This window comes from Bradyrhizobium sp. CCBAU 25338, assembly GCF_028128965.1.
Taxonomy (GTDB): Bacteria; Pseudomonadota; Alphaproteobacteria; order Rhizobiales; family Xanthobacteraceae; genus Bradyrhizobium; species Bradyrhizobium liaoningense.
In genome coordinates, this window is sequence record NZ_LFKY01000042.1 from 39,563 (window position 1) to 64,722 (window position 25,160).

At 65.2% G+C, this 25,160-nt stretch carries 23 protein-coding genes; 13 read left to right on the forward strand and 10 right to left on the reverse strand.

Annotated features, from left to right (window positions below; all coding sequences use genetic code 11):
* Positions 1-25: 25 nt before the first annotated feature.
* Together ptsP and ACM42_RS29925 are read right to left on the reverse strand one after the other, a co-directional pair.
* Positions 26-2,293 carry a phosphoenolpyruvate--protein phosphotransferase gene (gene ptsP, locus ACM42_RS29920; protein ID WP_271531218.1) on the reverse strand — a complete coding sequence of 756 codons (2,268 nt, stop codon included), beginning with the start codon at positions 2,291-2,293 and terminating at the stop codon, positions 26-28.
* A 374-nt stretch (positions 2,294-2,667) separates the two neighbouring features.
* Positions 2,668-3,924, reverse strand: coding sequence for an aspartate kinase (locus tag ACM42_RS29925; protein WP_271531219.1), 1,257 nt, complete (start codon positions 3,922-3,924; stop codon positions 2,668-2,670).
* A gap of 153 nt (positions 3,925-4,077) precedes the next feature.
* Between ACM42_RS29925 and ACM42_RS29930 the strand changes: the two genes are divergently transcribed.
* The 4 genes from ACM42_RS29930 (at position 4,078) to ACM42_RS29945 (ending at position 6,877) form a co-directional block, all read left to right on the forward strand.
* Positions 4,078-4,545, forward strand: coding sequence for a PH domain-containing protein (locus ACM42_RS29930; protein ID WP_194390943.1), 468 nt, complete (start codon positions 4,078-4,080; stop codon positions 4,543-4,545).
* 13 nt (positions 4,546-4,558) lie between these two features.
* Entirely contained in the window at positions 4,559-5,326 is a 768-nt protein-coding gene (gene ubiG, locus ACM42_RS29935; RefSeq protein ID WP_271531220.1) for a bifunctional 2-polyprenyl-6-hydroxyphenol methylase/3-demethylubiquinol 3-O-methyltransferase UbiG, read from the forward strand.
* Between the two features lie 110 nt (positions 5,327-5,436).
* Positions 5,437-5,718 (forward strand): GIY-YIG nuclease family protein, encoded by a 282-nt coding sequence (locus tag ACM42_RS29940; RefSeq protein WP_271531221.1) that lies wholly within the window; start codon positions 5,437-5,439, stop codon positions 5,716-5,718.
* 259 nt (positions 5,719-5,977) lie between these two features.
* The gene (locus tag ACM42_RS29945) at positions 5,978-6,877 is read left to right on the forward strand and encodes an EamA family transporter (protein ID WP_271531222.1); all 900 of its coding nucleotides are present in this window, start codon (positions 5,978-5,980) and stop codon (positions 6,875-6,877) included.
* Here the strand turns inward: ACM42_RS29945 and ACM42_RS29950 are convergent.
* From ACM42_RS29950 to ACM42_RS29965, 4 genes are read right to left on the reverse strand one after another with little or no spacing between them, the layout of a single operon-like run.
* Entirely contained in the window at positions 6,874-7,359 is a 486-nt protein-coding gene (locus tag ACM42_RS29950) for a DUF1178 family protein (protein WP_271531223.1), read from the reverse strand. The two genes, ACM42_RS29945 and ACM42_RS29950, sit on opposite strands and share 4 nt — an antisense overlap.
* Positions 7,356-8,234, reverse strand: coding sequence for a carbon-nitrogen hydrolase family protein (locus ACM42_RS29955; protein ID WP_271531224.1), 879 nt, complete (start codon positions 8,232-8,234; stop codon positions 7,356-7,358). The genes ACM42_RS29950 and ACM42_RS29955 overlap by 4 nt, the downstream gene beginning before the upstream one ends.
* Entirely contained in the window at positions 8,231-8,506 is a 276-nt protein-coding gene (gene grxC / locus ACM42_RS29960; RefSeq protein WP_028177457.1) for a glutaredoxin 3, read from the reverse strand. The genes ACM42_RS29955 and grxC overlap by 4 nt, the downstream gene beginning before the upstream one ends.
* Before the next feature lie 35 nt (positions 8,507-8,541).
* Positions 8,542-9,351 (reverse strand): ComF family protein, encoded by an 810-nt coding sequence (locus tag ACM42_RS29965; protein ID WP_271531225.1) that lies wholly within the window; start codon positions 9,349-9,351, stop codon positions 8,542-8,544.
* Between the two features lie 162 nt (positions 9,352-9,513).
* On the opposite strand from ACM42_RS29965, the gene ACM42_RS29970 reads away from it, so the two are divergent.
* Positions 9,514-10,392 carry a methyltransferase domain-containing protein gene (locus tag ACM42_RS29970; protein ID WP_271532232.1) on the forward strand — a complete coding sequence of 293 codons (879 nt, stop codon included), beginning with the start codon at positions 9,514-9,516 and terminating at the stop codon, positions 10,390-10,392.
* Positions 10,393-10,471: 79 nt separating this feature from the next.
* Here ACM42_RS29970 and ACM42_RS29975 read toward each other — a convergent pair whose 3' ends face one another.
* From ACM42_RS29975 to ACM42_RS29985, 3 genes are all read right to left on the reverse strand, one after another.
* Positions 10,472-10,882 carry a (deoxy)nucleoside triphosphate pyrophosphohydrolase gene (locus ACM42_RS29975; protein WP_239620167.1) on the reverse strand — a complete coding sequence of 137 codons (411 nt, stop codon included), beginning with the start codon at positions 10,880-10,882 and terminating at the stop codon, positions 10,472-10,474.
* Positions 10,883-10,886: 4 nt separating this feature from the next.
* On the reverse strand, positions 10,887-12,128 hold the full coding sequence (argJ, locus tag ACM42_RS29980) for a bifunctional glutamate N-acetyltransferase/amino-acid acetyltransferase ArgJ (RefSeq protein WP_271531226.1): 1,242 nt from the start codon (positions 12,126-12,128) through the stop codon (positions 10,887-10,889).
* A gap of 130 nt (positions 12,129-12,258) precedes the next feature.
* Positions 12,259-13,197 (reverse strand): peptidylprolyl isomerase, encoded by a 939-nt coding sequence (locus tag ACM42_RS29985; RefSeq protein ID WP_271531227.1) that lies wholly within the window; start codon positions 13,195-13,197, stop codon positions 12,259-12,261.
* A gap of 352 nt (positions 13,198-13,549) precedes the next feature.
* Here ACM42_RS29985 and secA point away from each other — a divergent pair, with 352 nt between their 5' ends.
* Positions 13,550-16,390 carry a preprotein translocase subunit SecA gene (gene secA, locus ACM42_RS29990; RefSeq protein ID WP_271531228.1) on the forward strand — a complete coding sequence of 947 codons (2,841 nt, stop codon included), beginning with the start codon at positions 13,550-13,552 and terminating at the stop codon, positions 16,388-16,390.
* A gap of 241 nt (positions 16,391-16,631) precedes the next feature.
* Here secA and ACM42_RS29995 read toward each other — a convergent pair whose 3' ends face one another.
* A complete protein-coding gene (locus ACM42_RS29995; protein ID WP_271531229.1) occupies positions 16,632-17,075 on the reverse strand; it encodes a MarR family winged helix-turn-helix transcriptional regulator in 444 nt (147 codons plus the stop codon).
* Between the two features lie 179 nt (positions 17,076-17,254).
* Between ACM42_RS29995 and ACM42_RS30000 the strand changes: the two genes are divergently transcribed.
* From ACM42_RS30000 to ACM42_RS30030, 7 genes are all read left to right on the forward strand, one after another.
* Entirely contained in the window at positions 17,255-18,439 is a 1,185-nt protein-coding gene (locus ACM42_RS30000; RefSeq protein WP_271531230.1) for a substrate-binding domain-containing protein, read from the forward strand.
* A gap of 165 nt (positions 18,440-18,604) precedes the next feature.
* A complete protein-coding gene (locus ACM42_RS30005; protein WP_271531231.1) occupies positions 18,605-20,119 on the forward strand; it encodes an amidase in 1,515 nt (504 codons plus the stop codon).
* A 138-nt stretch (positions 20,120-20,257) separates the two neighbouring features.
* A complete protein-coding gene (locus ACM42_RS30010) occupies positions 20,258-21,115 on the forward strand; it encodes a branched-chain amino acid ABC transporter permease (RefSeq protein ID WP_271531232.1) in 858 nt (285 codons plus the stop codon).
* 4 nt (positions 21,116-21,119) lie between these two features.
* A complete protein-coding gene (locus ACM42_RS30015; protein ID WP_271531233.1) occupies positions 21,120-22,337 on the forward strand; it encodes a substrate-binding protein in 1,218 nt (405 codons plus the stop codon).
* Positions 22,338-22,597: 260 nt separating this feature from the next.
* Positions 22,598-23,674: a branched-chain amino acid ABC transporter permease gene (locus ACM42_RS30020; protein WP_271531234.1), complete on the forward strand. Its 1,077-nt coding sequence runs from the start codon at positions 22,598-22,600 to the stop codon at positions 23,672-23,674.
* The gene (locus ACM42_RS30025; protein WP_271531235.1) at positions 23,661-24,395 is read left to right on the forward strand and encodes an ABC transporter ATP-binding protein; all 735 of its coding nucleotides are present in this window, start codon (positions 23,661-23,663) and stop codon (positions 24,393-24,395) included. Before ACM42_RS30020 ends, ACM42_RS30025 begins: the two co-directional genes overlap by 14 nt.
* Positions 24,388-25,083, forward strand: coding sequence for a branched-chain amino acid ABC transporter ATP-binding protein (locus ACM42_RS30030; protein ID WP_028177471.1), 696 nt, complete (start codon positions 24,388-24,390; stop codon positions 25,081-25,083). The genes ACM42_RS30025 and ACM42_RS30030 overlap by 8 nt, the downstream gene beginning before the upstream one ends.
* Positions 25,084-25,160 lie beyond the last annotated feature (77 nt).

Below are 25,160 nucleotides of genomic sequence, written 5' to 3' on the forward strand. Positions count from 1 at the left end.
GCGGCAGGACGCGGCGACAGGCCCGCTACAAGGCCAGGCCTTCGGCCTCGGCAAATTCCGTCAGCTTCTGCCGGATCGAGACGCTGCCCGCCGGCGCGTCCAGCAGCGGACCAAGCGTCGCCTCGGCCTTCTTGGCGTCGAGGTCGAGCACCATCGCCTTGACCGGACCGAGCGCAGTCGCCGAGAGCGACAGCGAGCGATAGCCCAGCGCGACCAGCGCCAGCGCGCCGATCGGCTTCGACGCCATCTCGCCGCACAGCGAGAGCGACTTCTTCGCCGCGTGCGCCTTGCGTGCGATGTCGCGCAGCGCGCGCAGGATCGGCGCCGACATGGTGTCGAAGCGTTCGGACACCTTGGCATTGCCGCGATCGACCGCGAACAGGAACTGGAACAGATCGTTGGAGCCGACCGAAATGAAATCGACCTTCTTCAGGAGCTCGTCGAGCTGGTAGAGCAGGGCCGGCACCTCGACCATGGTGCCGATGTCGATCCGCTCCGGCAGCGTGTGGCCGTGCTGGCGCAAATAGGTGAGCTCGCGCTCGACCAGTGCCTTGGCCGCGTCGAATTCGGCGACCTCCGAGATCATCGGGAACATGATGCGCAGCGCACGGCCGCCGCCGGCGCGCAGCAGCGCGCGGATCTGGCCGCGCAACAGGCCGGGGCGATCCAGCCCGAGCCGGATCGCGCGCCAGCCGAGCGCGGGATTTTCCTCGATCACGGCTTCCATATAGGGCAGCGCCTTGTCGCCGCCGATGTCGAGGGTCCGGAAGGTGACGGGCTTGCTGCCGGCCGCGTCCAGCACCGTGCGATAGAGCGCGAGCTGGTCGCTGGTGCGCGGCAGGCTCTGGCCGACCATGAATTGCAGCTCGGTGCGGAACAGGCCGATGCCGGCGCTGCCGGTGTCCTCGATATGCGGCAGGTCGATGGCCAGCCCTGCGTTGATCATCAGTTCGACCTTCTGGCCGTCCTTGGTGACGCAGGGCCGGTCGCGCAGCGCCAGATACTGGGCCTGGCGGCGGGCGCGGAAGCGCACGCGCTCGGCGAAGGCGGCCTCGATCTCCTGCGACGGGCGCACATAGATCGAGCCCGAGGTGCCGTCGACGATGATGGCATCGCCGGGATCGGCGATGCCGGGTGCGTTCGGCACTTCGCCGACCGCGGGAATGCCGAGCGCGCGTGCCACGATCGACACGTGCGAATTGGCAGTGCCTTCCTCGAGCACGATGCCGCGCAGGCGCTTGCGGTCGTAGTCGAGGAGCGCCGCCGGGCCCATCGCGCGGGCGATGACGATGGCGTTGTCGGGCAGTTGTTCGCGCGACGGCGCGTGATCCTGGCCGACCAGCTGCCGCATCAGGCGGTAGCCGAGGTCTTCCAGGTCGTGCAGGCGGTCGCGCAGATAGGGGTCGGTCGAGCGCAGCATGCGCGCGCGGGTGTCGGATTGCACGCGTTCGACGGCGGCTTCCGCGGTGAGGCCGGTGGCGACCGCCTCGTGCAGCTTGTGCGACCAGCCCTGGTCGTTGGCGAACATACGGTAGGCTTCCAGCACCTCGCGATGCTCGCCGCCGTCGGCGACGTCGCCGCGCTCCAGCATGCGGTCGAGGTCGGCGCGCAACTTGGCGAGCGCGGTGTCCAGCCGCTTGATCTCCTTCGGCAGGTCCTCGGCGATGTAGTCCTTGATGACGACGCGGGGCTCGTGCAGCACGACATGGCCGAGCGCGATACCCTCGGACAGGATCGCGCCGACCTTCTGCGCGGAATGGCGCGCCGCCGGCTCCTGGCCCGGCTGGGCCAGCGCGGACAGCTCGCCCGAGGCGATCAGCTCGGCCAGCACCATCGCGGTGGTCTGGAGCGCCTCGAGCTCCTCCTCGACATAGTTGCGCTTGGCGCGGTTCTGCACCACCAGCACGCCGAGCGTGTTGCCGGCGCGCAGGATCGGCACGCCGAGGAAGGAGTGGTAGATCTCTTCGCCGGTCTCGGGGCGGAACGAGAAGGCCGGGTGGCTCTGCGCATCGCTCAAATTGAGCGGCGTCGCCTCGCTGGCGACGAGGCCGACCAGGCCCTCATGGGCGCTGAGCACGGTATGGTGCACCGCCTCGCGGTTGAGACCTTCGGTGGCGTAGAGCTCGAGCGTGTTGTCGATGCGCAGCACATAGACCGAGCACACCTCGGCCACCATGTTGGCGGCGATCAGCACCACGATCTTGTCCAGCCGCTCCTGGGCCGAGACCTGCTCCGCCATGGTTTCGCGGAGCCGTCTCAACAAGACGCGGGGACCTCCCGACGCGCTCCGCATGAACCGTCAATCTCCTCCGTCTGCCGGGCCCGGCGGTATCAGCCGGCGGCTGGCTCAAAATTCCAGAAAAACAACCAAATTGTTTGTCCGGCGCAGGCACAAGCCCAAAATCTACCTGAGATTTAGCGCTTGTACCGAATCAGCGCCGCCTGAACTGGGACACAGTCTGCGGCAGCCCACCCTGTTCGCCGTATAGCGAATTGAGGCTTGTTTTGCCAAGCAAAACGCCTGCCAAACGCGAAGGTGTGTACACCTTCCCGTTTGCTGCGACCGCTAAGGGAAAATTAGCCTAGGCATGGTCCGGAAAAGTGCCAAGCGGTTTTCCGGAAAGACCATGCTCTGACAACAATCTGAAGCGCGACGATGGTCGCGCTTCAGGCCTGATCGAGGCCGTAGAGCGTATGCAGGGTGCGCACCGCCAGCTCGGTATAGGCGGCGTCGATCAGAACCGAGAATTTGATCTCGGAGGTTGTAATGGCCCGGATGTTGATGTTTCGCCCGGCGAGGGCCGAGAACGCCTGGGCGGCGACGCCGGCATGGCTCCGCATGCCGCTGCCGATCACCGAGATCTTGGCGACGTCGGTGGCGGTATCGAGCCGCGCATAGCCGATCCTGGCCTTGGCCGCGGTAATCGTATCCTTGGCGCGGGTATAGTCGGCGGCCGGCACCGTGAAGGTGAGGTCGGTGGTCTTGCCGTCCTCGGAAACATTCTGCACGATCATGTCGACGTTGATGTTGGCATCCGCCAGCGGGCCGAAGATCGAGGCCGCGACGCCGGGCTTGTCCTCGATCTGGCGCACCGAGATCTGGGCCTCGTCCTTCGAAAAGGCGATGCCGGTGACGACGTGGCTTTCCATGATCTCCTCCTCGCTGCAGATCAGCGTGCCGGGCGGCTGGTTGGCATGCGGGTCGATATCCTCGGGCTTGTCGAAGCTCGAGCGGACGAAGATCGGCATGTTGTGGACCATGCCGAGTTCCACCGAGCGGACCTGGAGCACTTTGGCGCCCTGCGAGGCCAGTTCCAGCATGTCTTCGAACGCGATCTTGTCGAGCCTCTTGGCCTTCGGCACGATTCGCGGGTCGGTGGTGTAGACGCCGTCGACGTCGGTGTAGATGTCGCAGCGGTCCGCCTTGACGGCGGCGGCGATCGCCACGGCCGAGGTGTCGGAGCCGCCGCGGCCGAGCGTGGTGATGCGGTTGGTCTCGGGATTGATGCCCTGGAAGCCGGCGATGACCGCGACTTCCTTGCGCTCCCTAAAGCGCTTAATGATCTCGCTGCCGTCGATGTCCTCGATCCGGGCCGAGGCATGGGCGTCGCTGGTCTTGATCGGGATCTGCCAGCCCTGCCAGGACCGGGCCTGAATGCCCATGCCCTGGAGCACGATGGCAAGAAGACCTGAGGTCACCTGTTCGCCCGAGGCGACAACGGCGTCGTACTCGCGCGCGTCGTGCATCGGCGAGGCCTCGGTGCACCAGGCGACCAGCTCGTTGGTCTTGCCGGCCATCGCCGAGACGACCACGGCCACTTCGTGGCCGGCATCGACCTCACGCTTCACATGGCGTGCGACGTTGCGGATACGTTCGATGTTGGCGACGGACGTGCCGCCGAATTTCATCACGAGGCGGCTCATGACGACGCGTGCATTCCTTCATAAGGATCAGTATGGTGACCCGCACTGGACGGGTGCCTCGCGGACACCGACGCGCGTATACATAGCGGCGGGGCCGGGGGCAAGCGGGTTCCTGCGGGGGCAGGGCGCGGGGGAAGTGGGTTAACCGAGATCATGGCGCGCTATATCGACGAGATTCTGCAACCGGGCGAGCGGGTGCTGTATTCGACCAATGCGCACTGGATCTTCTACTTTCCGGCCATCGTGGCCTGGATCGTGGCGCTGGCCCTGTTCGTGCTGTCCCGGCAGGCCACCGCCGACTGGCTCGTCTTGCTCTGCCTGGTCGCCTCGGGTCTCGTGGCTCTGGCGGCCCTGTATTGGACCATCAAGGGCTGGTTCCATCGCTTCACCACCGAGACCGACGTCACCAATCTCAGGGTCGTGCACAAGACCGGGTTCATCAAGCGTCGAACCTTCGAGATGGCGCTGGACAAGGTCGAGAGTGTCGACGTCGACCAGTCCATTCTTGGACGTATTCTCAACTACGGCGACGTGACGATTCGCGGCGTCGGCGAGGGCATCGAGACGATCAGGACCATCGCCTCGCCGCTCGCCTTCCGTAGTTCGATCACCACGCGGTAGGACCGCGCGCACCATGAGCATGCAGCAAAATACTTCCCTTTCCGCCCAGCCGGGCTCGACCGTCGACGCTGCCGAGATCGCGAAATTCTCAAAACTCTCCGCGGAGTGGTGGGACCCCAAGGGCAAGATGGCGCCGCTGCACCGGATCAACCCGCTGCGGCTCGGCTATATCCGCGACGCCGCCTGCCGCAAGTTCGAGCGCAACGTGCGCAGCCTCAATTGCCTCGGCGGCCTGCGCGTGCTCGACATCGGCTGCGGCGCCGGCCTGCTGTGCGAGCCGTTGTCGCGGCTGGGCGCACAGGTCATCGGCATCGATCCTTCCCAGAGCAACATCGCCGCGGCGAAGCTGCACGCCGACAAGAGCCATCTTGCGATCGACTATCGCTGCACCACGGTGGAGGAGATCGACCCGCGCGAGCGCTTCGACATCGTGCTGGCGATGGAGGTGGTCGAGCACGTCACCGATGTCGGCGTCTTCCTGAAGCGCTGCGCCTCGATGCTGAAGCCGAACGGGCTGATGGTGGTCTCGACGCTGAACCGCAACTGGAAGAGCTTCGCGCTCGCGATCGTCGGCGCCGAATACGTGCTGCGCTGGCTGCCGCGCGGCACCCACGAATGGAACAAGTTCGTCACCCCCGACGAGCTCGCAAAACACCTGCTCGACAACCGCCTCGTCATCACCGAGCAGACCGGCGTGGTCTACAGCCCCTTCGCCGACAAATGGACCCTCTCGTCCGATATGGACGTGAACTACATGGTGGTGGCGGAAGCCATGGTGTGAACTGCCGTGGGTGAGGTACGAGCTGTTACTCCGAGAACAGTGTCGTCCCTGCGAACGCAGGGACCCATAACCACCAGCCCCTGTGGTTAGCGTAGACAGGCGCTCCGAGCATGTACTACGTCTACATCCTCGCCAGCCGCCGTCACGGAACACTGTACATCGGCATCACCAACTCGCTCCAGAAACGCCTCGAGGAACACCGCGCCGGCAAGGGCTCGGAGTTCGTCAAGCGCTACGGCGTACACCGCCTCGTCTACACTGAGGCGTATGAACGGGCGGAAGAGGCGATCGCCCGCGAAAAGCAGCTTAAACGCTGGAAGCGCGACTGGAAGATCGAGCTGATCGAGCGCGATAACCCCGAGTGGCGGGACCTCAGCGATCTCTTGGTTTGACGGTGTGAGCGCTGCCAAGCAAATGCTGTCGTCCCTGCGAACGCAGGGACCCATACCGCGGAATCCATCGATGGCGGACGGTGTTGGATGCGCGGGTTGGCAGCCTCCGCAAAACTGCTCCCTGGGGTTATGGGTCCCTGCGTTCGCAGGGACGACAGTGTGCCTGTTGCGAGAGCATCGCACCCATGACGCCCATGTGGTTGACCAGTGAGTCTGTTCCCGTCACGCTAATCGCCCTGTCTTTCCAACCGCCACCCTCATGCTCACCATCGCCAGTCTCTGGATTCCCTTCACCGTCATCGCTGCGCTCGGGCAGGTCGCGCGCAATGCGATGCAGCGGTCGTTGACGAAGCCGCTGGGGACCTGGGGCGCGACCAATATCCGCTTTCTGTTCGGCTTTCCGTTCTCGCTGCTGTTTCTCGGGGTGGTGCTGATCGGCACCGGTGATCATCTCGGCATGCCGCCGACGGTGTTCTGGCCGTGGCTGCTGTTAGGGGCGCTCAGCCAGATCGTCGCCACCGGCCTGATGCTGCTCGCGATGAACGATCGTTCCTTCGTGGTGACGACGGCGTATCTGAAGACCGAGGCGATCCAGACCGCGATCTTCGGCTTCGTCTTCCTCGGCGATCACCTGACCTGGCTGAAGGTACTGGCGATCGTGATCGCGACGATCGGCGTCGTCATTACCGCGCTGCGGCCCGGCGGCGATAAGAGCTTTGCCGAATTGAAGCCGACCATCACCGGCCTCGTCGCGGCGGCGGCGTTCGCGCTCTCCGCTGTCGGTTTTCGCGGCGCGATCATCAACGTTCCCGGCGTCTCCTTCGTGACTGCGGCCTCGTTCACGCTGGTGCTTGGCCTGTTCGTGCAGACGCTGGTGCTGACAATCTATCTGCTCTGGCGCGCGCCGGACGTGTTGCGCGGAATCCTCGGACTATGGCGGCCGTCGATGCTCGCCGGCTTCACGGGCGCCTTTGCCTCGCAATTCTGGTTCCTGGCGTTTGCGCTGACGGCGGCCGCCAATGTCCGCACGCTCGCGCTGATCGAGGTGCTGTTCGCGCAAGGAGTAGCCTACTACTCGTTCAAGCAGTCGATCGCACCGCGCGAGCTTGCAGGCATCGCACTGATCGTGATCGGCGTGGCGGTGCTGGTGGGAGCTTAGTTCCGGTCTTCCGGCAGCACCGGCAGCGGCGAGACCTCGATGCCTTCGTCGATCAGCGACTTGGCCTCGTCGGGCGAGGCCTCGCCGTAGATCGGCCGATGCTCCTTGTCGCCGTAATGCATCGCGCGGGCTTCGTTGGCGAAGCGGTCGCCGACATTATCGGCGTTCTTGACGATATGATCGCGCAGCTCCTTGAGCTTGGCGCGCAGCTCGCGCTCCTGCGCCATCAGCAGCGAGGTCGGTCCTGACGGTGCTGCGTCGGGCGTCGTGGCCGTGGCGACTGGCTCCGGCGGCGGTGTCGCGCGGCCACGGCCCTTCTTGCCGACGATGCGCGGCGCCATGATCGCCTTCTCGACCTTGGCCGAGCCGCAGATCGGGCAGGTCACGAGCTTCCGCTTCACCTGCGAATCATAGGCCGACGAGCTCTGGAACCAGCTCTCGAAGGCGTGGTCCCGGTCGCAGCGAAGGGCGTAGCGGATCATGCCGATCCCCGCACAAGGTGCAAATGATCGGGCGCCGCCTTGGGATCGGAGACGCCGAAGCGGCGGCCATGCTGGAGCGATGGAATCGCCCGGCGGGCGGTCTCGACCTTGGCCGGATCGATCCTGGCCATGATGATGCCGGGCTCGACGTCGCCCTCGGCGAGGATCTCGCCCCAGGGATCGATGATCAGCGAATGGCCATAGGTCTCGCGCTTGTTCTCGTGCAGGCCGGCCTGGGCCGCGGCGAAGACGAAGCAGCCGGTCTCGATCGCGCGTGCGCGCAGCAGCACGTGCCAATGCGCTTCGCCGGTCTTGCGGGTGAAGGCCGACGGCACCGTGATGAAATACGCGCCGCTCTCGGCGAGCGCACGGTAGAGCGCCGGGAAGCGCACATCGTAGCAGATCGTCAGTCCGATGCGGCCCCAGGGCAGATCCGAGATCACGGCGGTTTCGCCCGGCTGGTAATTGGCGGATTCGCGATAGCTCTCGCCGTCCGGCAGTTCGATGTCGAACATGTGGATCTTGTCGTAGCTCGCGAGCACATCGCCCTCGGGCCCGATCAGGAAGGAGCGGTTGACCGCCTTCTCCGGCGAGAAGCGCAGCGCCAGCGAGCCGACATGCAGATGAATCTTCAATTCCGCCGCGAGCGCGCGGTAGGCCTTCAGCGAAGCGTCGTCCTCTTCACTCTGCAGATGCTCGAACAACGCCTTGCGGTTCAGCTGCATCATGTTGCTGACTTCGGGCGTCTGCACGTAGTCGGCGCCGTTGGCCGCAGCCTGCCGGATCAGCTTCGTTGCCTGTTCGAGGCTCGGCTCGGGCATCAGGCCGGTGCGCATCTGCACCATGGCCGCGGTGAAGGTGCGATTCTCGCTCATGAGACGGCCTTGACGCTCTCGAGCATGCCGTCGAGCTTGCCTTCGCGGTCGAGCGCATAGAGCTCGTCGCAGCCGCCGACATGGGTGCCGCCGATCCAGATCTGCGGGAAAGTCGAACCTTGGCCGGCGCGGCCGTACATTTCCTGGCGCCAGGACGGGTTCTTGGCGACGTCGAATTCGGTGAAGGTCGCCTTCTTGCGGGTCAGCAGCGACTTGGCGGCGGAACAATAGCCGCAGCCCGGCCGGGTGTAGATCTCGACAGCAGCAGTCATTTCGTCTGGCGCTCTCATGTCATGAATTCATTGAACTATATGGGACGGGGGCCGCTTTCGACAACCCGGGCGAAGACCAGCACGTCGACCTGGGCCGCTTTGGCGCGGAGCAGGACCCGCGCGCAGGCATCCAGCGTCGCTCCCGACGTCAGGACGTCGTCGACCAGGACAATGCGGCGGCCCTGGACCTCGGCCTGACGGTCGGGAGATACCTGGAATGCGCCCTGCACATTGGTGGCGCGCTGGGCACGCGACAGGCCGATCTGCTGCTCGGTGGCGCGCACCCGGCGCAGCACCTCGCTCTGCACCTTGACGCCGCTCTGCCGCGCGATGACACGCGCGAGCGCACCGGACTGGTTGTAGCGGCGGCGCCAGGCTCGCCGCCAATGCAGGGGAACGGGCACCAGCATGTCGGCGCCGCTGAGCAGATCGCCGCCCGCGCGCGCCATCCAGCGGCCCATGGCTGGCGCCAGATCGGTGCGATCCTGGTATTTCAGCGCATGCACCAGCGTGCGCGCGACGTCGTCGTAACGCACCGCCGCCCGCGCGCGCTGGTAGGCCGGCGGGCTCGCGATCGCCTCCATCGACAGCATGTCGGGGCCGGGGTCATAGACAAAGGGGATGCCGAGCCGCGGGCAGTAGGGCCGTTCGATGAACGACAGCCGCGCCCAGCACGAAGCGCAAACGCCCTCGCCGTCGACCGGCTCGTGGCAGGATACGCACTGCGTCGGCAGCGCGATGTCGAGCGCGAGCCGTGCCGCGCGCGACACCACGTGGCGGCCAGCCGTCCACGCGGCCCGCAGCGGCGCGGCGATGGACCGGCTGGGGCTGGTCTCGGCTTCCATGAGAGGAGGCTAGCGTTGCACCATAGATTGCTCAAGCCATCATCTCGTGCCCCGGACGCAGCGCAGCGCTCCTTCAGCGCTGCGCTGCTGAGCCGGGGCCCAGGGTTTGCGCAGCAGCGCTAAAGAGCGCTGCAGCGCGTCCGGGACACGAGAATGATTGCCATGGCCAGCCTGATCGGCGTAACCAGCGGCATGGCTCAGACCCCGCAAACCCCGCCCGCCTTGTTCGATCGCGCCTTGCTGAACGCGCGGCAGCGGCGTGCACGGGCGCAGGGCGAGGTGACATTCCTGCTCGATCGTGCTGCCGAGGACATGTCCGACCGGCTGGCTGCGGTCATGCGCGAGTTTCACGCGCCGGCCGATCTCTGGACGCCCGGCGAGGGGCTTGCGGCGTTGCGCACACGGCTTCCGACGATCGCGCGGATTGCACCCGATGCGACGGGCGCGGAGACACTGCCCTTCGCGCCGGAAAGCCTCGATCTCGTCGTCTCGGCGCTGGCACTGCAATTCGTCAACGACCTGCCGGGTGTGCTTGCGCAGGTTCGCCGGGCGCTGAAGCCGGACGGCCTGCTGCTCGCCGCGATGATCGGCGGCGACAGTCTGACCGAGCTGCGGCAAGCCTTTGCCGCGGCGGAAGCCGAATGCGAGGGCGGCGTGTCGCCGCGCGTGGCGCCGTTCGCCGACCTGCGCGACATCGGCGCTCTGTTGCAGCGGGCGGGCTTTGCGTTGCCGGTGACCGACGTCGACCGCGTCGTGGTGCGCTATGCCAACGCGTTCGCGCTGATGCAGGATCTCCGCCGCATGGGCGCGGCCAACGTGCTGATCGAACGCCGCCGCACGCCGAGCCGGCGCGCGACGCTGCTGCGGATGGCCGAAATCTACACGGAGCGCTTTGCCGATGCCGACGGCCGCATCCGTGCGACATTCGACATCATCTGGCTGTCCGGCTGGGCCCCGCATGCGAGCCAGCAGCAGCCGCTCAAGCCCGGGTCAGCCAAGGCGAGTCTGGCGGAAGCGGTGAAGAAGGCGGGGGAGACGTAGGCGTTTCCAACGTCATTCCGGGTTCGCGCGTTGCGCGCCCCGGAATGACGACCGAATAATCGACGCCGCCGTTACGACCTCACATCAGCAGATCGATCAAATGCGGGATCAGCGGAATGTCCGCCGGCGGCATCGGATAGTCGCGCAGCTTGTTGGCGCGGACCCAGGCGAGGTTTTGCCCTTCGCGCGGCGTCACCAGGCCCTCCCAGCGCCGGCAGATGTAGAGCGGCATCAGGAGGTGAAAGGTCTCGTAGCCGTAGCTGGCGAAAGTCAGCGGCGCGAGACATGGCTCGGCGACGGTGATGCCGAGCTCCTCATGGAGCTCGCGGATCAGGCTCTGCTCCGGCCGCTCGCCCGGCTCGAGCTTGCCGCCGGGAAATTCCCAGAGGCCGGCCAGCTGCTTGCCCTCGGGACGTTGCGCGATCAGGACGCGCTTGTCGGCATCGACCAGCGCGCAGGCCACGACGAGGGTGAGCTTCAGTTCGGCCATCCGATCAGGACCTGTAATCCCCGTTGATCGCGACGTATTCCTTGGTGAGGTCGCAGGTCAGCACACGGTCGCGGCCCTTGCCGAGGCCGAGCGAGACCTTGATCGCGATCTCCGGCGCCTTCATCGCTTCCGACACCTGCGCTTCGTCATAGTCAGGATCGCGCGCGCCGCTCCTGGCGACGCGGATGCCGTTGAACGAGATCGAGAGCTTGTCGCGATCGGCCGGCTCGCCGGCCTTGCCGACCGCCATCACCACGCGCCCCCAATTGGCGTCTTCGCCCGCGATCGCGGTCTTCACCAGTGGCGAGTTGGCGATCGACATCGCGATCTTGCGCGCCGAGGCCTTGGTCTTGGCGCCCTCGACCGTGATCTCGACCAGCTTGCGCGCGCCTTCGCCGTCGCGCGCCACCTGCTCGGCGAGGTTGGCAAGCACCTGGTTGAAGGCTTTGACGAAGGCCTTCAGGCGCGGATCGCTGGCGCGGCTGATCTTCGGTGCGCCATGCCCGGCGGCGGCGCCGGTCGCGAAAGCCAGCAGCGTGTCCGACGTCGACGTGTCGCCGTCGATCGTCACCGCATTGAAGGTATCCTCCACGCCGCTCTTGAGCAGCGCCTGCAGCGCGGCCGGCGCGATCGGGGCGTCGGTGAAGATGAAGGACAGCATCGTCGCCATGTCGGGGGCGATCATGCCGGCGCCCTTGGCCATGCCGTTGATGGTGACCTTGGCCTTGCCGAGCTTGACGGTCGCGGTCGCGACTTTCGGGAATGTGTCGGTCGTCATGATCGCCTTGGCCGCGGCGAGATAGTCGCCGGGCTCGGCGGTCTCGGCGAGGCGGCCGAGCACGCCGTCGAACTTGGTCGCATCCAGCGGCTCGCCGATCACGCCGGTCGAGGCGAGGAAGATCTCGCTCTCGCTGCAGCCGACCGCCTTGGCGGCGATCTTCGCGGTCAGCGCGGTGGAGGCGTGGCCGGTCTTGCCGGTGAAGGCATTGGCATTGCCGGAATTGACCACGAGCGCGCGGGCCTTGCCGCCCTTCAGCTTGGCGCGGCACCATTCCACCGGGGCGGAGGGGCATTTCGACTTGGTGAAGACGCCGGCCACCGCGGTGCCCTTGTCCATCACCGCCAGCAGCACGTCGGTGCGGTTCTTGTAGCGGATGCCGGCTTCGGCCGTCGCAAGACGGATGCCCGCGATCACGGGCATGTCGGGAACGGTTTTGGGGGCGAGGGGAGAGACGGAGGAGGACATCGCGAGGCGCCTTCGTGGAATCTGGATAAGCAGATGCCCGGCCCCAATATGCGAAGACGCGCTTCGCGCTCAGGGCCGGGCATCACGAAAGCTTAGATACTCTTGGCGTCAGCGAAGTGACAGCGAATTCTTACTTCTTCGCCGGGGGCGCCATCTTGCTGTCGGACGGCTTGGCAGTGTCCGCCGGCTTCGCATCGGACTTGGCGTCCTTGGACGCATCCGCCGCCGGCTGGTCGAGCCGCTCGACCTTGGCTTCGGTGCGCAGCTTGGCGACATACTCGGCCTGAGCCTTGCGGGTCACGTACTGCTCGATCTGGGCCTTGACCTGCTCGAAATCGGGCGCCTTGCGGTTGCGCTTTTCCTCGACCTTGATGATGTGCCAGCCGAACTGCGACTTCACGGGGTCGGAGATCTTGCCGGGCTCGAGCGAGAACGCCACGGCCGAGAACTCCGGCACCATTTGCTCCTTGGTGAAGAAGCCGAGGTCGCCGCCATCGGCGGAGCCCGGGTCCTTGGACTTCTTCTTGGCGAGCTCGGCGAAATCGGCGCCCTTGTCGAGCTCGGCCTTCACCGCCTTGGCCTCGTCCTCGGTCTCGACCAGGATGTGGCGGGCGCGCACCTCCTGCTCGCCGGTGATCTGCTTGGCGGCTTCCTCGTAGACCTTCTTCATGGCGTCCGGCGTGGTGGCGGCCTTGCCCTCATTGGCGAGCAGGCTGTCCATCAGGAGCCGGTTGCGGGCGAATGCCAGGCGCTTCTTGAACTCCTCGCTGTCGGCGATCTTCTTGTCTTCGGCAGCCTTGCTGACGATCTTCATGTCGATCAGGAAGGACAGGACGTTCTCGTCCTTGGTCGCCGGGTCCATCTGGGCGAGGCTCGGCCCGAGTTCCTCCTCGGCCATGGTGACGTCGCTCTTCTTGATTTCCGCGCCATTGACCTTCGCCAGCACCGGATCGTCAGCGGCCCGGAGCGGGCCCGCGAACGCCAGGGACAGCGCCAGGGCGAGGCTGCCAGCCAGGGCCGACGCATGCCGGAAGCGCTGGCCGGTGGTTACCGGGAACGAGGTGGTCATGGAAAATCCTTATGTTGAAGCAGGGGGCTGCTCGAGCGGGGCGGACACTCGCCCAATTCAGGGGGGCTTGGCAACGCGAAAAGTCTGTCAAAATGATGAATTAGCCGCAACGCGCCCGCCGTTGACAAGGCCCTGACCGGGCCATATCTCTGCCCGGTCGCGACCATGGCGATGGCGTTTATTTTGCTGCGTTTTTGGCCGTTGAACCCAGACTTGCCCAATTCCCACCCATATGGCGGATGAACCCGCAGTCCGGGCTCTGATGCCGCGGGGCGTCACGGTGAGTTGATAGGCAGGTGGGTGACAACTTCTTGGCTGCAACGCGGTTAAATCGCGAACACAGGAACTAGGCATGATCGGCGCGCTCGCCCGCAAGTTTTTCGGCTCCGCCAACGACCGGCGGGTGAAGGGATATCAGTCCCGCGTCAACGCGATCAACGCGCTGGAGCCCGAAGTCTCCAAGCTGTCCGACGAGGCGCTGAAAGCGCGCACCGCCGAGTTCAAGAAGCAGCTCGCCGAAGGCAAGACGCTCGACGATCTCCTGGTACCGGCCTTCGCCACCGTGCGCGAGGCGGCCAAGCGCACGCTCGGCCAGCGTCATTTCGACGTCCAGCTGATCGGCGGCATGGTGCTGCACGAGGGCGACATCGCCGAGATGAAGACCGGCGAAGGCAAGACGCTGGTCGCGACGCTCGCGGTCTACCTCAATGCGCTCGCCGGCAAGGGCGTCCATGTCGTCACCGTCAACGACTACCTCGCCCGCCGCGACTCCGGCTGGATGGGCCAGATCTACGGCTTCCTCGGCATGACCACCGGCGTGATCGTGCACGGCCTCGACGATGCCGAGCGCAAGGCGGCCTATGCCTGCGACATCACCTACGGCACCAACAACGAATACGGCTTCGACTACTTGCGCGACAACATGAAGTACCGGCTCGAGGACATGGTCCAGCGGCCGCACTTCTTCGCCATCGTCGACGAGGTCGACTCCATCCTGATCGACGAGGCGCGCACGCCGCTGATCATTTCCGGCCCGCTCGACGACCGCTCCGATTTCTACAACACCATCGACGGCTTCCTGCCCAAGCTCGACAAGACCGATTACGACGTCGACGAGAAGCAGCGCACGGTGACGCTGACCGAAGCCGGCATGGAGAAGATCGAGACCCTGCTGCGCGACGCCGGCCAGCTCAAGGGCGAGTCGCTCTACGACGTCGAAAACGTCTCCGTCGTGCACCACATCAACCAGGCCCTGCGCGCCCACACCCTGTTCACGCGCGACAAGGACTACATCGTCCGCGACAACGAGGTCGTCATCATCGACGAGTTCACCGGACGCATGATGCCGGGCCGCCGCTATTCGGAAGGCCTGCACCAGGCGCTGGAGGCCAAGGAGCACGTCCAGGTCCAGCCCGAGAACCAGACGCTCGCCTCGATCACCTTCCAGAACTACTTCCGCATGTACGAGAAGCTGGCGGGCATGACCGGCACGGCCGCGACCGAAGCGGACGAATTGTTCGACATCTACAAGCTCGAGGTCGTGGAGATTCCGACCAATTTGTCGGTCGCGCGCCTCGACGAGGACGACGAGGTCTATCGTACCCAGCAGGAGAAATACGCAGCCATTCTCGCCGAGATCGAGCGCGCCAATTCGCGGCTCCAGCCCGTGCTGGTCGGCACGGCGTCGATCGAGAAATCGGAGGTGCTTGCCGAATTCCTGAAGAAGAACGGCTACAAGCAGATCGATTTCGGCAAGGAGGGCGCGCTCGACAAGCTCTATGCCGCGGCCCGCGCCGGCAAGCAGGCGAAGCTGTTCGCGGTGCTGAACGCGCGCTTCCACGAGCAGGAGGCCTACATCGTCGCGGAAGCCGGCGTGCCCGGCGCGATCACGATCGCCACCAACATGGCCGGCCGCGGCACCGACATCAAGCTCGGCGGCTCGCTGGAGATGCGCATCCAGCAGGAGACCGCGGGCATCACCGACGAGGCCGAGAAGGCGAAGAAGATCGAGCAGATCAAGGCCGACATCGAGCGCTTCCGCGAAATCGTGCTGAAGGCCGAGGAGACCGTCGAGATCGAGCCGGCGAAGGGATCCAAGCCCGCCAAGACCGTGAAGAAGCCCGGCGGCCTCTACATCATCGGCTCCGAGCGCCACGAATCCCGCCGTATCGACAACCAGCTGCGCGGCCGTTCCGGCCGTCAGGGCGACCCCGGCCGCTCGAAATTCTTCCTGTCGCTCGAAGACGACCTGATGCGGATCTTCGGCTCGGACCGTCTCGACAGCATGCTCCAGCGTCTCGGCCTGCAAGAGGGCGAGGCCATCATCCATCCCTGGATCAACAAGGCCCTGGAGAAGGCGCAGCAGAAGGTCGAGGCGCGCAACTTCGACATCCGCAAGAACCTCCTCAAGTTCGACAACGTCCAGAACGACCAGCGCAAGGTGATCTTCGATCAGCGCGTCGAGCTGATGAAGGACGAGAGCGTCGCCGAGACCGTCACCGACATGCGCCACGCCTTCATCGACGACCTCGTCGCCAAGCACGTGCCCGAGCATGCCTATGCCGAGCAGTGGGACGTCGCGGGTCTGAAGGACGAACTGAAGCGCGTGCTCGATCTCGACCTGCCGGTCGACGAATGGGCCAAGGAAGAGGGCATCGCCGACGAGGAGCTGCTCTCCCGCATCGAGACCAGGGCCGACGAGCACATGGCAGCCAAGGTCGGGCAATGGGGTCCCGACGTGATGCGTTACGTCGAGAAGACCATCCTGCTCCAGACGCTCGACCATCTCTGGCGCGAGCATCTGATCATGCTCGACCATCTGCGCCAGGTCATTGGTCTCCGCGGCTACGGCCAGCGCGATCCGTTGCAGGAATACAAGACCGAAGCCTTCAATCTCTTCCAGGAGATGAGCGCTCACTTGCGTGAGGCGGTCACGGCGCAGCTGATGCGGGTCGAGATCGTCCCGCCGGAGCAGGAAGCTCCCGTGCTGCCGCCGATGGAGGCGCACAAGTTCGACCCGAATACCGGCGAAGACGAAATGGCGCTTGCCAGCGTCACCCTCGGCGCCCCGGCCACGGATGCGTCGCTACGCGATCCGAAGAACCCAGCCAGCTGGGGCAAGATCGGCCGCAACGAGGACTGCCCTTGCGGCTCAGGCAAGAAGTACAAGCACTGCCACGGCAGGTATGCTTAGCGGCTAGCTACGCGGGCATGAAGCGCGACGTCGCGGCCCCAACCTCCGCTGTCGTCGCCCGGTTCGCGCGCAAGTGCGCACTGGACCGGGCGACCCAGTACGCCGCGGCCTCTCGGCTCAATCACATCCTTCTCGGGAATACTGGATCGCCCGATTCGGGCGATGACAGCTATGGGTGTGGCGCAAAGCCCGCCCCATCGCCGGGGCTGGTTGCGTCATTCTCACGCGAGAGCCGCTTGCCTCAATTCGAACTATCGATCAGGCTCTCCAGCAGCCGCTTGAGCTCGCTGGTCGACTTGTCGCCGTAGCTCTCAAGGATGTGCTCCTCCTGGTCCACCGCGAGCGAGTTGAGCTTCTTGCACAGCCCCTTGCCGCGGTCGGAGATGAACATCAGGACCTTGCGGCGGTCGTTCGGGTCCTGCACGCGATAGACCAGCGTGTCGGACACCATGCGGTCGATCATCTTGGTCAATGTCGGATGGTTGAGCAGCACGGCATCTGCAAGCTCGCCCATCGAATGGCCGTTGCCATCCGACAGCACTTTCAGGATGCGCCATTGCTCGACCGGCACGCCCTCCTTGCTCAACCGCAGTTCGAGCTGTCGGTTGATCTCCCGGTTAGCTTGCGCGAGCAGGTAGGCGAGGTGTTCGGTGATCGGGATGTTTTCTTTCGACGGTTTTGCCACGGCTAAGACTTCGTCTTGACCCAAATGAGTGAATGTCTTGCAATCGATGCTGCATCTATATGCACTTCAATTCTTGAACATTCAATATTTTCAAAATAGGATCATTGCCTAACAAAAGGGCGGAAGCCGCAGCCGCCCGAAGAATGTGCTTTCAGGTCTGGTCCCGGACAGGAGTTGGCGTGCGCGCGACGGTAAACTTCCCGGCTCATGGCGGCCCGGCGTTGCCGCCGTCCCTGCTGTTCAGGAATTTGTCGTCGTCGGCGACGGATTTTGACCTGTCCCCGGTCGATGCGCATTTCATGAAGCGGCGCGGCGCGCGCAACAAGCTGCGCATCGGCAACTTCCTTACCTTCACCGGCTCGCCCGGAATCTGGGGCCCGAGTTCCACCAACAGCGCGATGCTGGCGGTCGCCGAGATCAACAAACGCGGCGGCATTCTGGGTCGCGAGCTGGAGCTGTCGATCTACGATTCCGGCGGCCCGATCGAAGACGTGGTGCGCCGCGCCGAGCAGGCGATCGCCTTCGACGAGGTCGACCTCATCATGGGCTCGCATATCAGCGCTGTCCGCGTCGCGCTGCGCGAGGTCACCGGCAACCGCATCCCCTATATCTACACCCCGGTCTATGAAGGCGGCGAGCGCACGCCGGGCGTCATGGCGATCGGCGAGACGCCGCGCTGGCAGAACCGACCGTCGATTCATTGGCTCGCGGAGGTCAAGAAGGCGGCGCGCTGGTACCTGATCGGCAGCGATTACGTCTGGCCGTGGCAGTCGCATCGCGCGGTCAAGCGCTACATCAAGGAAGCGGGCGGCCAGGTCGTCGGCGAGGAGTTCGTCCCGGTCGGCGAGGACAATCACGAGCCGCATCTGGCGCGCATCCGCGCCGCCAGGCCGGACGTGGTGCTGATCTCCCTGATCGGCACCGACAGCATCACCTTCAACCGCGCCTTCGCCGAAGCGGGCCTCGCCACCTCGACGCTGCGGCTCGGGGGCGCGATGGACGAGACCGTGCTGCTCGGCATCGGCGCCGACAACACCGAGAATCTGTTCTGCGCCTCCGGCTATTTCAATTGCATGGCTTCACGTGCCAACGACGAGTTCCTCAGCGGATACGAAGCGATGTTCGGCGCCAATGCGCCGCCGGTCGGCTCCGTCGGCCAGTCGAATTATGAAGGGTTGCGCTTCCTGGAGTCCGTGGCCAACCGCGCCGGCTCGCTGGCGTTTCGTCCGCTCCTGAAGGCCGCGCGCAACACCGTCTATTCGGCCGGCCGCGGTCCCGTGACTGTTCGCGACGGCCGCGCCGAGATGCCGATGTACTTCGCTGAAGCCGACGGTCTCGACTTCAGGATCATCAAGACGTTCTGAGTGCGGCCGCCGATACGTCGCAGCCGTCTAGCGAAATAATACTTGAAAAGGAAAATATTTCCGTCTGTAGTATCGCCGCGAAGCCAGATTGGCCCGCGCCGTGCAGGCGCGGGCGGAAGGCTTCCGTTCAACGCCAGGGATCAAGAAACCTTCAAGGAGAGCGCCGTGACAGTTGTCCTTCCCACGCCCGCCCAACTTCGCAGCGTCGCCGAGCAGTGCGGCCTTTCGCTGTCCGACGACGACGTCACCTCGTTCCGCGGCCTGATGCAGGGCTCGATCGAGGCCTACAATCTCGTTGCCACGATGCCGGACGAGGTGCCGGAGGTGAAGTACCCGCGCACGCCCGGCTACCGCCCCTCGCCGGAAGAGAACCCGCGCAATGCCTGGTATCGCAAATCGACCGTGAAAGGTGCCGCCAGCGGCAAGCTCAAGGGCAAGACCGTTGCGCTGAAGGACAACATCATGCTGGCCGGCGTTCCCATGACCAACGGATCGTCGACGCTGGAAGGCTATGTGCCCGATTTCGACGCCACTATCGTCACGCGCATGCTGGATGCCGGCGCAGAGATCAAGGGCAAGGTGCATTGCGAGCACTTCTGCCTGTCCGGCGGCAGCCACACCGGATCCTACGGACCGGTGCATAATCCGCACAAGATGGGTTACTCGGCCGGCGGCTCGTCGTCGGGCTCGGGCGTCGTGGTCGCGCTCGGCGAGGTCGACATGGCGATCGGCGGCGATCAGGGCGGCTCGATCCGCATGCCGTCCTCGTTCTGCGGCATCTACGGGATGAAGCCGACCTGGGGCCTCGTGCCCTATACCGGAATCATGCCGATCGAGATCTATGTCGACCATACCGGCCCGATGACCGCGACGGTCGCCGACAACGCGCTGCTGCTCGAAGTGCTCGCCGGCGATGACGGCTACGATCCTCGCATCAAGGCTCCGAAGGTCGAGGAATACACCAAGGCGCTCGGTCAGGGCGTCAAGGGCATGAAGATCGGCATCCTCAAGGAAGGTTTTGAGCAGCCGGGCGCAGAGGCCGCGGTGAATGAAAGCGTGCGCGAGGCGGCAAAGCGTTTCAAGGATCTCGGCGCCACCGTCGAGACCGTCTCGATCCCGATGCACCTCCTGGGCGGCGCGATCTGGACCCCGATCGGCACCGAAGGCCTGACGCAGACCATGATGTTCGGCGACGGCTACGGCCTCAGCCGCGGCGACCTCTATTCGACCTCGCTGATGGATTTCCACCGTGGCTGGCGCCGGCAGGCCGATTCGCTGTCGGAGACCACGAAGCTGTTCATGATGCTCGGCACCTACATCAACAACAATTTCGGTCCACGCTTCTACGGCAAGGCGCTCAACATCTCGCGCCGCCTGACCGCGGCCTACGACAAGGCGTTCAGGGATTACGATCTCCTGCTGATGCCGACCACGCCGATGAAGGCGACCAGGCTGCCGGAGCCCAATGCCAGCCGCGAGGAGTACGTCGCCCGCGCGCTCGAGATGATCTCCAACACCGCGCCGTTCGACATCACCCATCACCCCGCGATGTCGCTGCCCTGCGGCATGGTCGATGGCTTGCCCGTCGGCCTGATGCTGGTCGGCCGCATGTTCGAGGAATCCACGATCTATCGCGCCGCTCATGCCTTCGAGCAGGTCGGCGACTGGAAGAAGATGTGAACGAGGTGTCGATGCAGGTGGGTAGAGCACCAGGGCGTTTTCGCGCGAACTGGACCCCGGTTCGCGTCAGGAAAACGCGTCAAAACTGCATTCTAGAGGCCCGTTCCGATTCCATCGGAACGGGAAAGGCTCCGGCGCATGGCTAATGCGTTCGTCGCGACGTTCGAGATCCTGAGCTTCGGGGCGATCATCGTTTTGATCGTGCTGGGGCTCGGGATCATCGCCAGCATGATGGGCATCTTCAACTTCGCGCAAGGCGAGTTCGTCCTGCTCGGCGCCTACGTCACCTATCTCGCCTATGCCAGGGGCCTGCCGATCTGGGCCGGCATGGTCGCGGCGCCCTTCGTCGTCGGCGCGCTCGGCTTCGTGCTGGAAGCGCTGATCATCCGCCGCTTCTACGCCGCCCCCATCGTCGCCATGCTCGGCACCTATGCGCTCGGCCTGATCATCCGCGAATCCGTGCGCGGGCTGATCGGCGGCTTCTATCTCACCGTGCCGGAGCCGATCGGCGGCTCGATCGACATCGGCTCCATCCACATCTCGGCCTGGCGCTTTACCATCATCGTCGTCACGCTCCTGGTGATGGCCGGCTGTTACCTGCTGCTCTCGCGCACCAGCTTCGGCCTGCGCATGCGCGCCACGCTGGAGAACCCGTCGCTGGCGCGCGCCTCCGGCATCTCCACGCCCTTGATGTACGGCGCCACCTTCGCGTTCGGCTCCGCGCTCGCCGGGCTTGCCGGCGCGCTGATCGTGCCGGTGTTCAGCCTCTATGCCGATCTCGGGCTGCGCTTCCTGATCCAGGGCTTCGTCGCGGTCATGGTCGGCGGCGTCGGCTCCTTCATCGGCCCGGTCGCCGGCGCCGGCGTCATCGGCACGCTCAGCGCCGCTTTGCCCTGGGTGATGGCGCCCGTCGTCGCCGACGTCCTCGTCTTCGTGCTCGCCATTGTCTTCATCAAATTCCGCCCGCAGGGCCTCATCGCTGGAAAAGGGGTTTAATCACATGCTCGATCGTACTCAGCTCACGCGACGTCGTTTCCTCTCCAATTTCGCCTTTGCGTCCGGCGCGGTTGCAACCGGTGTCGGCAGCTGGGTGATCCCGGCGCCCTGGGCCAATGCGGCCGAGGGCCCGATCAAGGTCGGCATCGCCACCGACCTCACCGGCCCCATCGCCTATGCCGGCAACGCCGACGCCAACGTCGCCAAGATGGTGATCAAGGAGATCAACGCGGCCGGCGGCCTGCTCGGCCGGCCGCTCGAGCTCTACATCGAGGACACCGCGTCCAACGAATCCGTCGCCGTCGGCAACGTGCGAAAGCTGATCCAGCGCGACAAGGTCGACATGGTGCTCGGCGGCATCACCTCGTCGATGCGCAACGCGATCAAGGATCCGATCGTCGCCCGCGGCAAGACGCTCTACATCTATCCGCAGCTCTACGAAGGCAAGGAGTGCACGCCCTACCTGTTCTGCACCGGCCCGACGCCGGCGCAGCAGTGCGACGAGTTCATCCCCTGGCTGATCAAGAACGGCGGCAAGAAGTTCGCGCTGCCCAGCGCCAACTACGTCTGGCCGCACACACTCAACGTCTACGCCCGCAAGGTGATCGAAGCTAACGGCGGCGAGGTCGTGTTCGAGGAATATTACCCGCTCGACCAGGTCGACTTCTCTTCGACGGTCAACCGCATCATCTCCAACAAGGTCGACGTCGTCTTCAACACCGTCATCCCGCCGGGCGTCGGTCCGTTCTTCAAGCAGCTCTATGAAGCGGGCTTCCTCAAGAACGGTGGGCGGCTCGCCTGCGTCTACTATGACGAGAACACGCTCAACATCAACCAGGCCGCGGAGATCGAGGGCCTCGCGAGCTGCCTCGACTATTTCAAGGTGCTGACCAAGGAGAACCCGTTCGACGCGAAAATCCAGGCCGCGTACGAGAAGGATTTCCCGGGCAACTTCCTGTTCGCCGCCGGCAGCGCCGCCACCGGCACCTATCGCGGCCTCAAGCTGTGGGAAGCCGCCGTCAAGGAAGCGGGCAAGATCGATCGCGAGTCGGTCGCCGCCGCGCTCGACCACGCCAAGATCGCGGAAGGTCCGGGCGGGCCGGCCGAGATGGTGCCCGGAAAGCGGCACTGCAAGATGAAGATGTACACCGCCGTCGCGAAGGGCGGGAACTACGAGATCGTCGCCCGCAGCAACGGCCTCGTCGATCCCAAGGAATGCTGACGACACATGCTGGGTCATCGTCAGTTTGGCTTGCATCCGTGCCAGCCGAGAGGCTCTCTCTTCACCTCTCCCGTAGGGAGAGGTCGGATCGCATCGCAAGATGCGATCCGGGTGAGGGATCCGGTCCCACTGCGCGTTGCGGCCCCTCACCCGGATTGCACTGGACGACGCTTCGCATCGCCAGATGCAATCCGACCTCTCCCCGTTGGGGAGAGGTGAATCACGACCAGGCGGACTGATCCCACGATGTCGAATTCGAAATGCTGAAGTCCATGGGTGCAGCTAAGCAGGCTGTCCACGCCAACGTTGGCAGCGAAGCGGACCTTCCGGTGACTAAGAGCGCGGCGGGGCGAAAGATCCTGCCGATCGTGGAGGGTGTCGTGCTCGTCGCGGCGCTGCTCGCGCCGCTGGTGCTGCAGGATTATCTCACGGTGTTCGCGACGCGCGTGATCATCCTGGCGCTGTTCGCGCTGTCGTTCGATCTGGTCTGGGGCTATGCCGGCATCATGAGCTTCGGCCAGGCCCTGTTCTTCGGCTCGGCCGGCTACGGCGTCGCGCTGCTCGCGCGCGACCTCGACATCACCAACATCCTCCTGGTGCTGCCGGCGGGGACCATCATCGGACTCGCCTCGGCGCTCTTGCTCGGCGGCTTCCTGCTGCTCGGACGGCATCCCTCGAGCGTGATCTTCGTGTCGCTGGGTACGCTCACCGGCTCCTATGCTGCCGACCGCCTCGCGCGCGGCTGGTATTATCTCGGCGGCCAGAACGGCATTCCCTCGATCGCGCCGATGTCGCTCGGCGGCTACGAGTTCACGGAAGGTCCGGCCTTCTACTATCTCGTGCTCGGCATCCTCGTCGTCGTCTATCTGCTCTGCCGCTTCCTGGTGCGTTCGCAGTTCGGCCTCGCGCTCGCCGGCCTGCGCGAGAATGAGCAGCGCATCGCCTTCTTCGGCTACAAGGCGCAGCATCTGAAAGCCATCATCTTCACCATCGGCGGCGCCATTGCGGGTCTTGCCGGCAGCCTCTACGCCTTCCACGAAGGCTTCGTCTGGCCCAACATGGTCGGCGTCGTGGTCTCGACCCAGGTCGTGCTCTATGTGCTGTTCGGCGGCTCCGGCACGCTGATCGGCGCCGTCATCGGCACCGTCATCGTCGAGGGCGTCAGCTTCTGGCTGTCGGACAATTATCGTGACGTCTGGCCGATCATCCTGGGCCTCTTGCTGCTGCTCGTGATCCTGTTCCGGCCGCTCGGCCTGATCAGCTTCGTGCTCGGCGAGCGCGAGCGGGTCGGCAGCTTCGGTGCGAAGCCAAAGGAGAAGCGCAATGCCGCTCCTTGAGGCCGCCGGCATCAAGAAGGTCTTCGGCAAGCTCACGGCGCTCGATGGCGCCGCGCTCACCGTCGGCGAGAACGAGTTTCACGGCCTGATCGGTCCGAACGGCTCCGGCAAGAGCACGCTGATGAAGTGTATCGCCGGCGCCGAGGTGCCGACGCAGGGGAAGGTGAGCTTCGTCAACACCGATATCACCGCCTTCACGCCGACCGAGCGGGCGCGGGCCGGCATGAGCCTGAAATTCCAGATCACCAGCGTGCTGCCGACGTTGACGCTCTACGACAACATCCTGCTCGCCCTGCAGGCGCAGTGCTCGCTGCTCGACCTCGTGTTTTCGCGCACGCGCGGGCTCCTGCACGACCAGGTCATGACCATGCTGACGCAGTTCCGCCTCGCCGACCGCGCCTTCGATGCGGCGGCGGCGCTGTCGCACGGCCAGCAGCAATGGCTGGAGATCGCGATGGCGCTCGCCGGCAAGCCGAAGCTGCTGCTGCTCGACGAGCCCACCGGCGGCATGAGCCTGGAGGAGCGTCGCGTCACCGGCCAATTGCTGCAGCCGATCAAGCAGCATTGCTCGCTCGTCATCGTCGAGCACGACCTCGATTTCATCCGCGACATCTGCGATCGCCTCACCGTGCTCGATCAGGGCAAGGTGCTGGCGTCGGGCACGGTGTCCGAGATCCAGGCCAACAAGTCCGTCCAGGAGATCTATCTGCGCCGTGCCTGAATTTTTGGACATCAAGCATCTCGACGCCGGCTATGGCCGCAGCCAGGTCCTGTTCGACGTCAGCCTCGGCATTCCCTGGCGCGGCGGCGTCGCCGTGCTCGGCCGCAACGGTGCCGGCAAGACCACGCTGATGAAGACCATCGTCGGCGAGCTGCCGGCATGGAAGGGCGAGATCGGCTTCGACGGCCGCGACATCAGCCGCCGCGCCACCCAGGAGCGCGTCCGTGCCGGCATCGGCTACGTGCCGCAGGAGCATTCGGTGTTCGCGCGCCTGTCGGTGCGCGACAATCTCGCGGTCGGCTCGCTCGCGAGTAAGAAGGCCGACGCAGTGGATCACGTGCTGACCATCTTCCCCAAGCTCGGCCAGCGCCTCGACCAGCCTGCCGGCACGCTCTCCGGCGGCGAGCGCAAGATGCTCGCCATCGGCCGCGCCATGCTGGGCGATCCGAAATTGCTGCTGCTGGACGAGCCGACCGAGGGCGTCTGGATCGGCGTGATCGAGGAGATCACCGAACGCCTGATCGATCTCGCCAAGGAGATCGCCGTCATCATCGTCGAGCAGCACCTCGACCTGGCGCTCCGCGTCGCGGACTACGCCTACGTCCTCGACCGCGGCAGGGTCGCGCTGCAAGGCGAGGCGGGCGAGGTCAGGGACAATCCGGAGCTGATGCGGTATCTGGCGCCGTAGGATCGCGCTGCGCGCCTGCGGATGAGGCGCGACACTGTCACCCGCTCTCAACCGTCGTTCGCGCCTTCGCGGGGAAT

Bases quoted from the DNA above. Each gene is read 5' to 3' on its own strand.
- ptsP (WP_271531218.1), bottom strand. From the start codon at position 2,293: ATGCGGAGCGCGTCGGGAGGTCCCCGCGTCTTGTTGAGACGGCTCCGC.
- ACM42_RS29925 (WP_271531219.1), bottom strand. From the start codon at position 3,924: ATGAGCCGCCTCGTGATGAAATTCGGCGGCACGTCCGTCGCCAACATC.
- ACM42_RS29930 (WP_194390943.1), top strand. From the start codon at position 4,078: ATGGCGCGCTATATCGACGAGATTCTGCAACCGGGCGAGCGGGTGCTG.
- ubiG (WP_271531220.1), top strand. From the start codon at position 4,559: ATGAGCATGCAGCAAAATACTTCCCTTTCCGCCCAGCCGGGCTCGACC.
- ACM42_RS29940 (WP_271531221.1), top strand. From the start codon at position 5,437: ATGTACTACGTCTACATCCTCGCCAGCCGCCGTCACGGAACACTGTAC.
- ACM42_RS29945 (WP_271531222.1), top strand. From the start codon at position 5,978: ATGCTCACCATCGCCAGTCTCTGGATTCCCTTCACCGTCATCGCTGCG.
- ACM42_RS29950 (WP_271531223.1), bottom strand. From the start codon at position 7,359: ATGATCCGCTACGCCCTTCGCTGCGACCGGGACCACGCCTTCGAGAGC.
- ACM42_RS29955 (WP_271531224.1), bottom strand. From the start codon at position 8,234: ATGAGCGAGAATCGCACCTTCACCGCGGCCATGGTGCAGATGCGCACC.
- grxC (WP_028177457.1), bottom strand. From the start codon at position 8,506: ATGACTGCTGCTGTCGAGATCTACACCCGGCCGGGCTGCGGCTATTGT.
- ACM42_RS29965 (WP_271531225.1), bottom strand. From the start codon at position 9,351: ATGGAAGCCGAGACCAGCCCCAGCCGGTCCATCGCCGCGCCGCTGCGG.
- ACM42_RS29970 (WP_271532232.1), top strand. From the start codon at position 9,514: ATGGCCAGCCTGATCGGCGTAACCAGCGGCATGGCTCAGACCCCGCAA.
- ACM42_RS29975 (WP_239620167.1), bottom strand. From the start codon at position 10,882: ATGGCCGAACTGAAGCTCACCCTCGTCGTGGCCTGCGCGCTGGTCGAT.
- argJ (WP_271531226.1), bottom strand. From the start codon at position 12,128: ATGTCCTCCTCCGTCTCTCCCCTCGCCCCCAAAACCGTTCCCGACATG.
- ACM42_RS29985 (WP_271531227.1), bottom strand. From the start codon at position 13,197: ATGACCACCTCGTTCCCGGTAACCACCGGCCAGCGCTTCCGGCATGCG.
- secA (WP_271531228.1), top strand. From the start codon at position 13,550: ATGATCGGCGCGCTCGCCCGCAAGTTTTTCGGCTCCGCCAACGACCGG.
- ACM42_RS30010 (WP_271531232.1), top strand. From the start codon at position 20,258: ATGGCTAATGCGTTCGTCGCGACGTTCGAGATCCTGAGCTTCGGGGCG.
- ACM42_RS30015 (WP_271531233.1), top strand. From the start codon at position 21,120: ATGCTCGATCGTACTCAGCTCACGCGACGTCGTTTCCTCTCCAATTTC.
- ACM42_RS30020 (WP_271531234.1), top strand. From the start codon at position 22,598: ATGCTGAAGTCCATGGGTGCAGCTAAGCAGGCTGTCCACGCCAACGTT.
- ACM42_RS30025 (WP_271531235.1), top strand. From the start codon at position 23,661: ATGCCGCTCCTTGAGGCCGCCGGCATCAAGAAGGTCTTCGGCAAGCTC.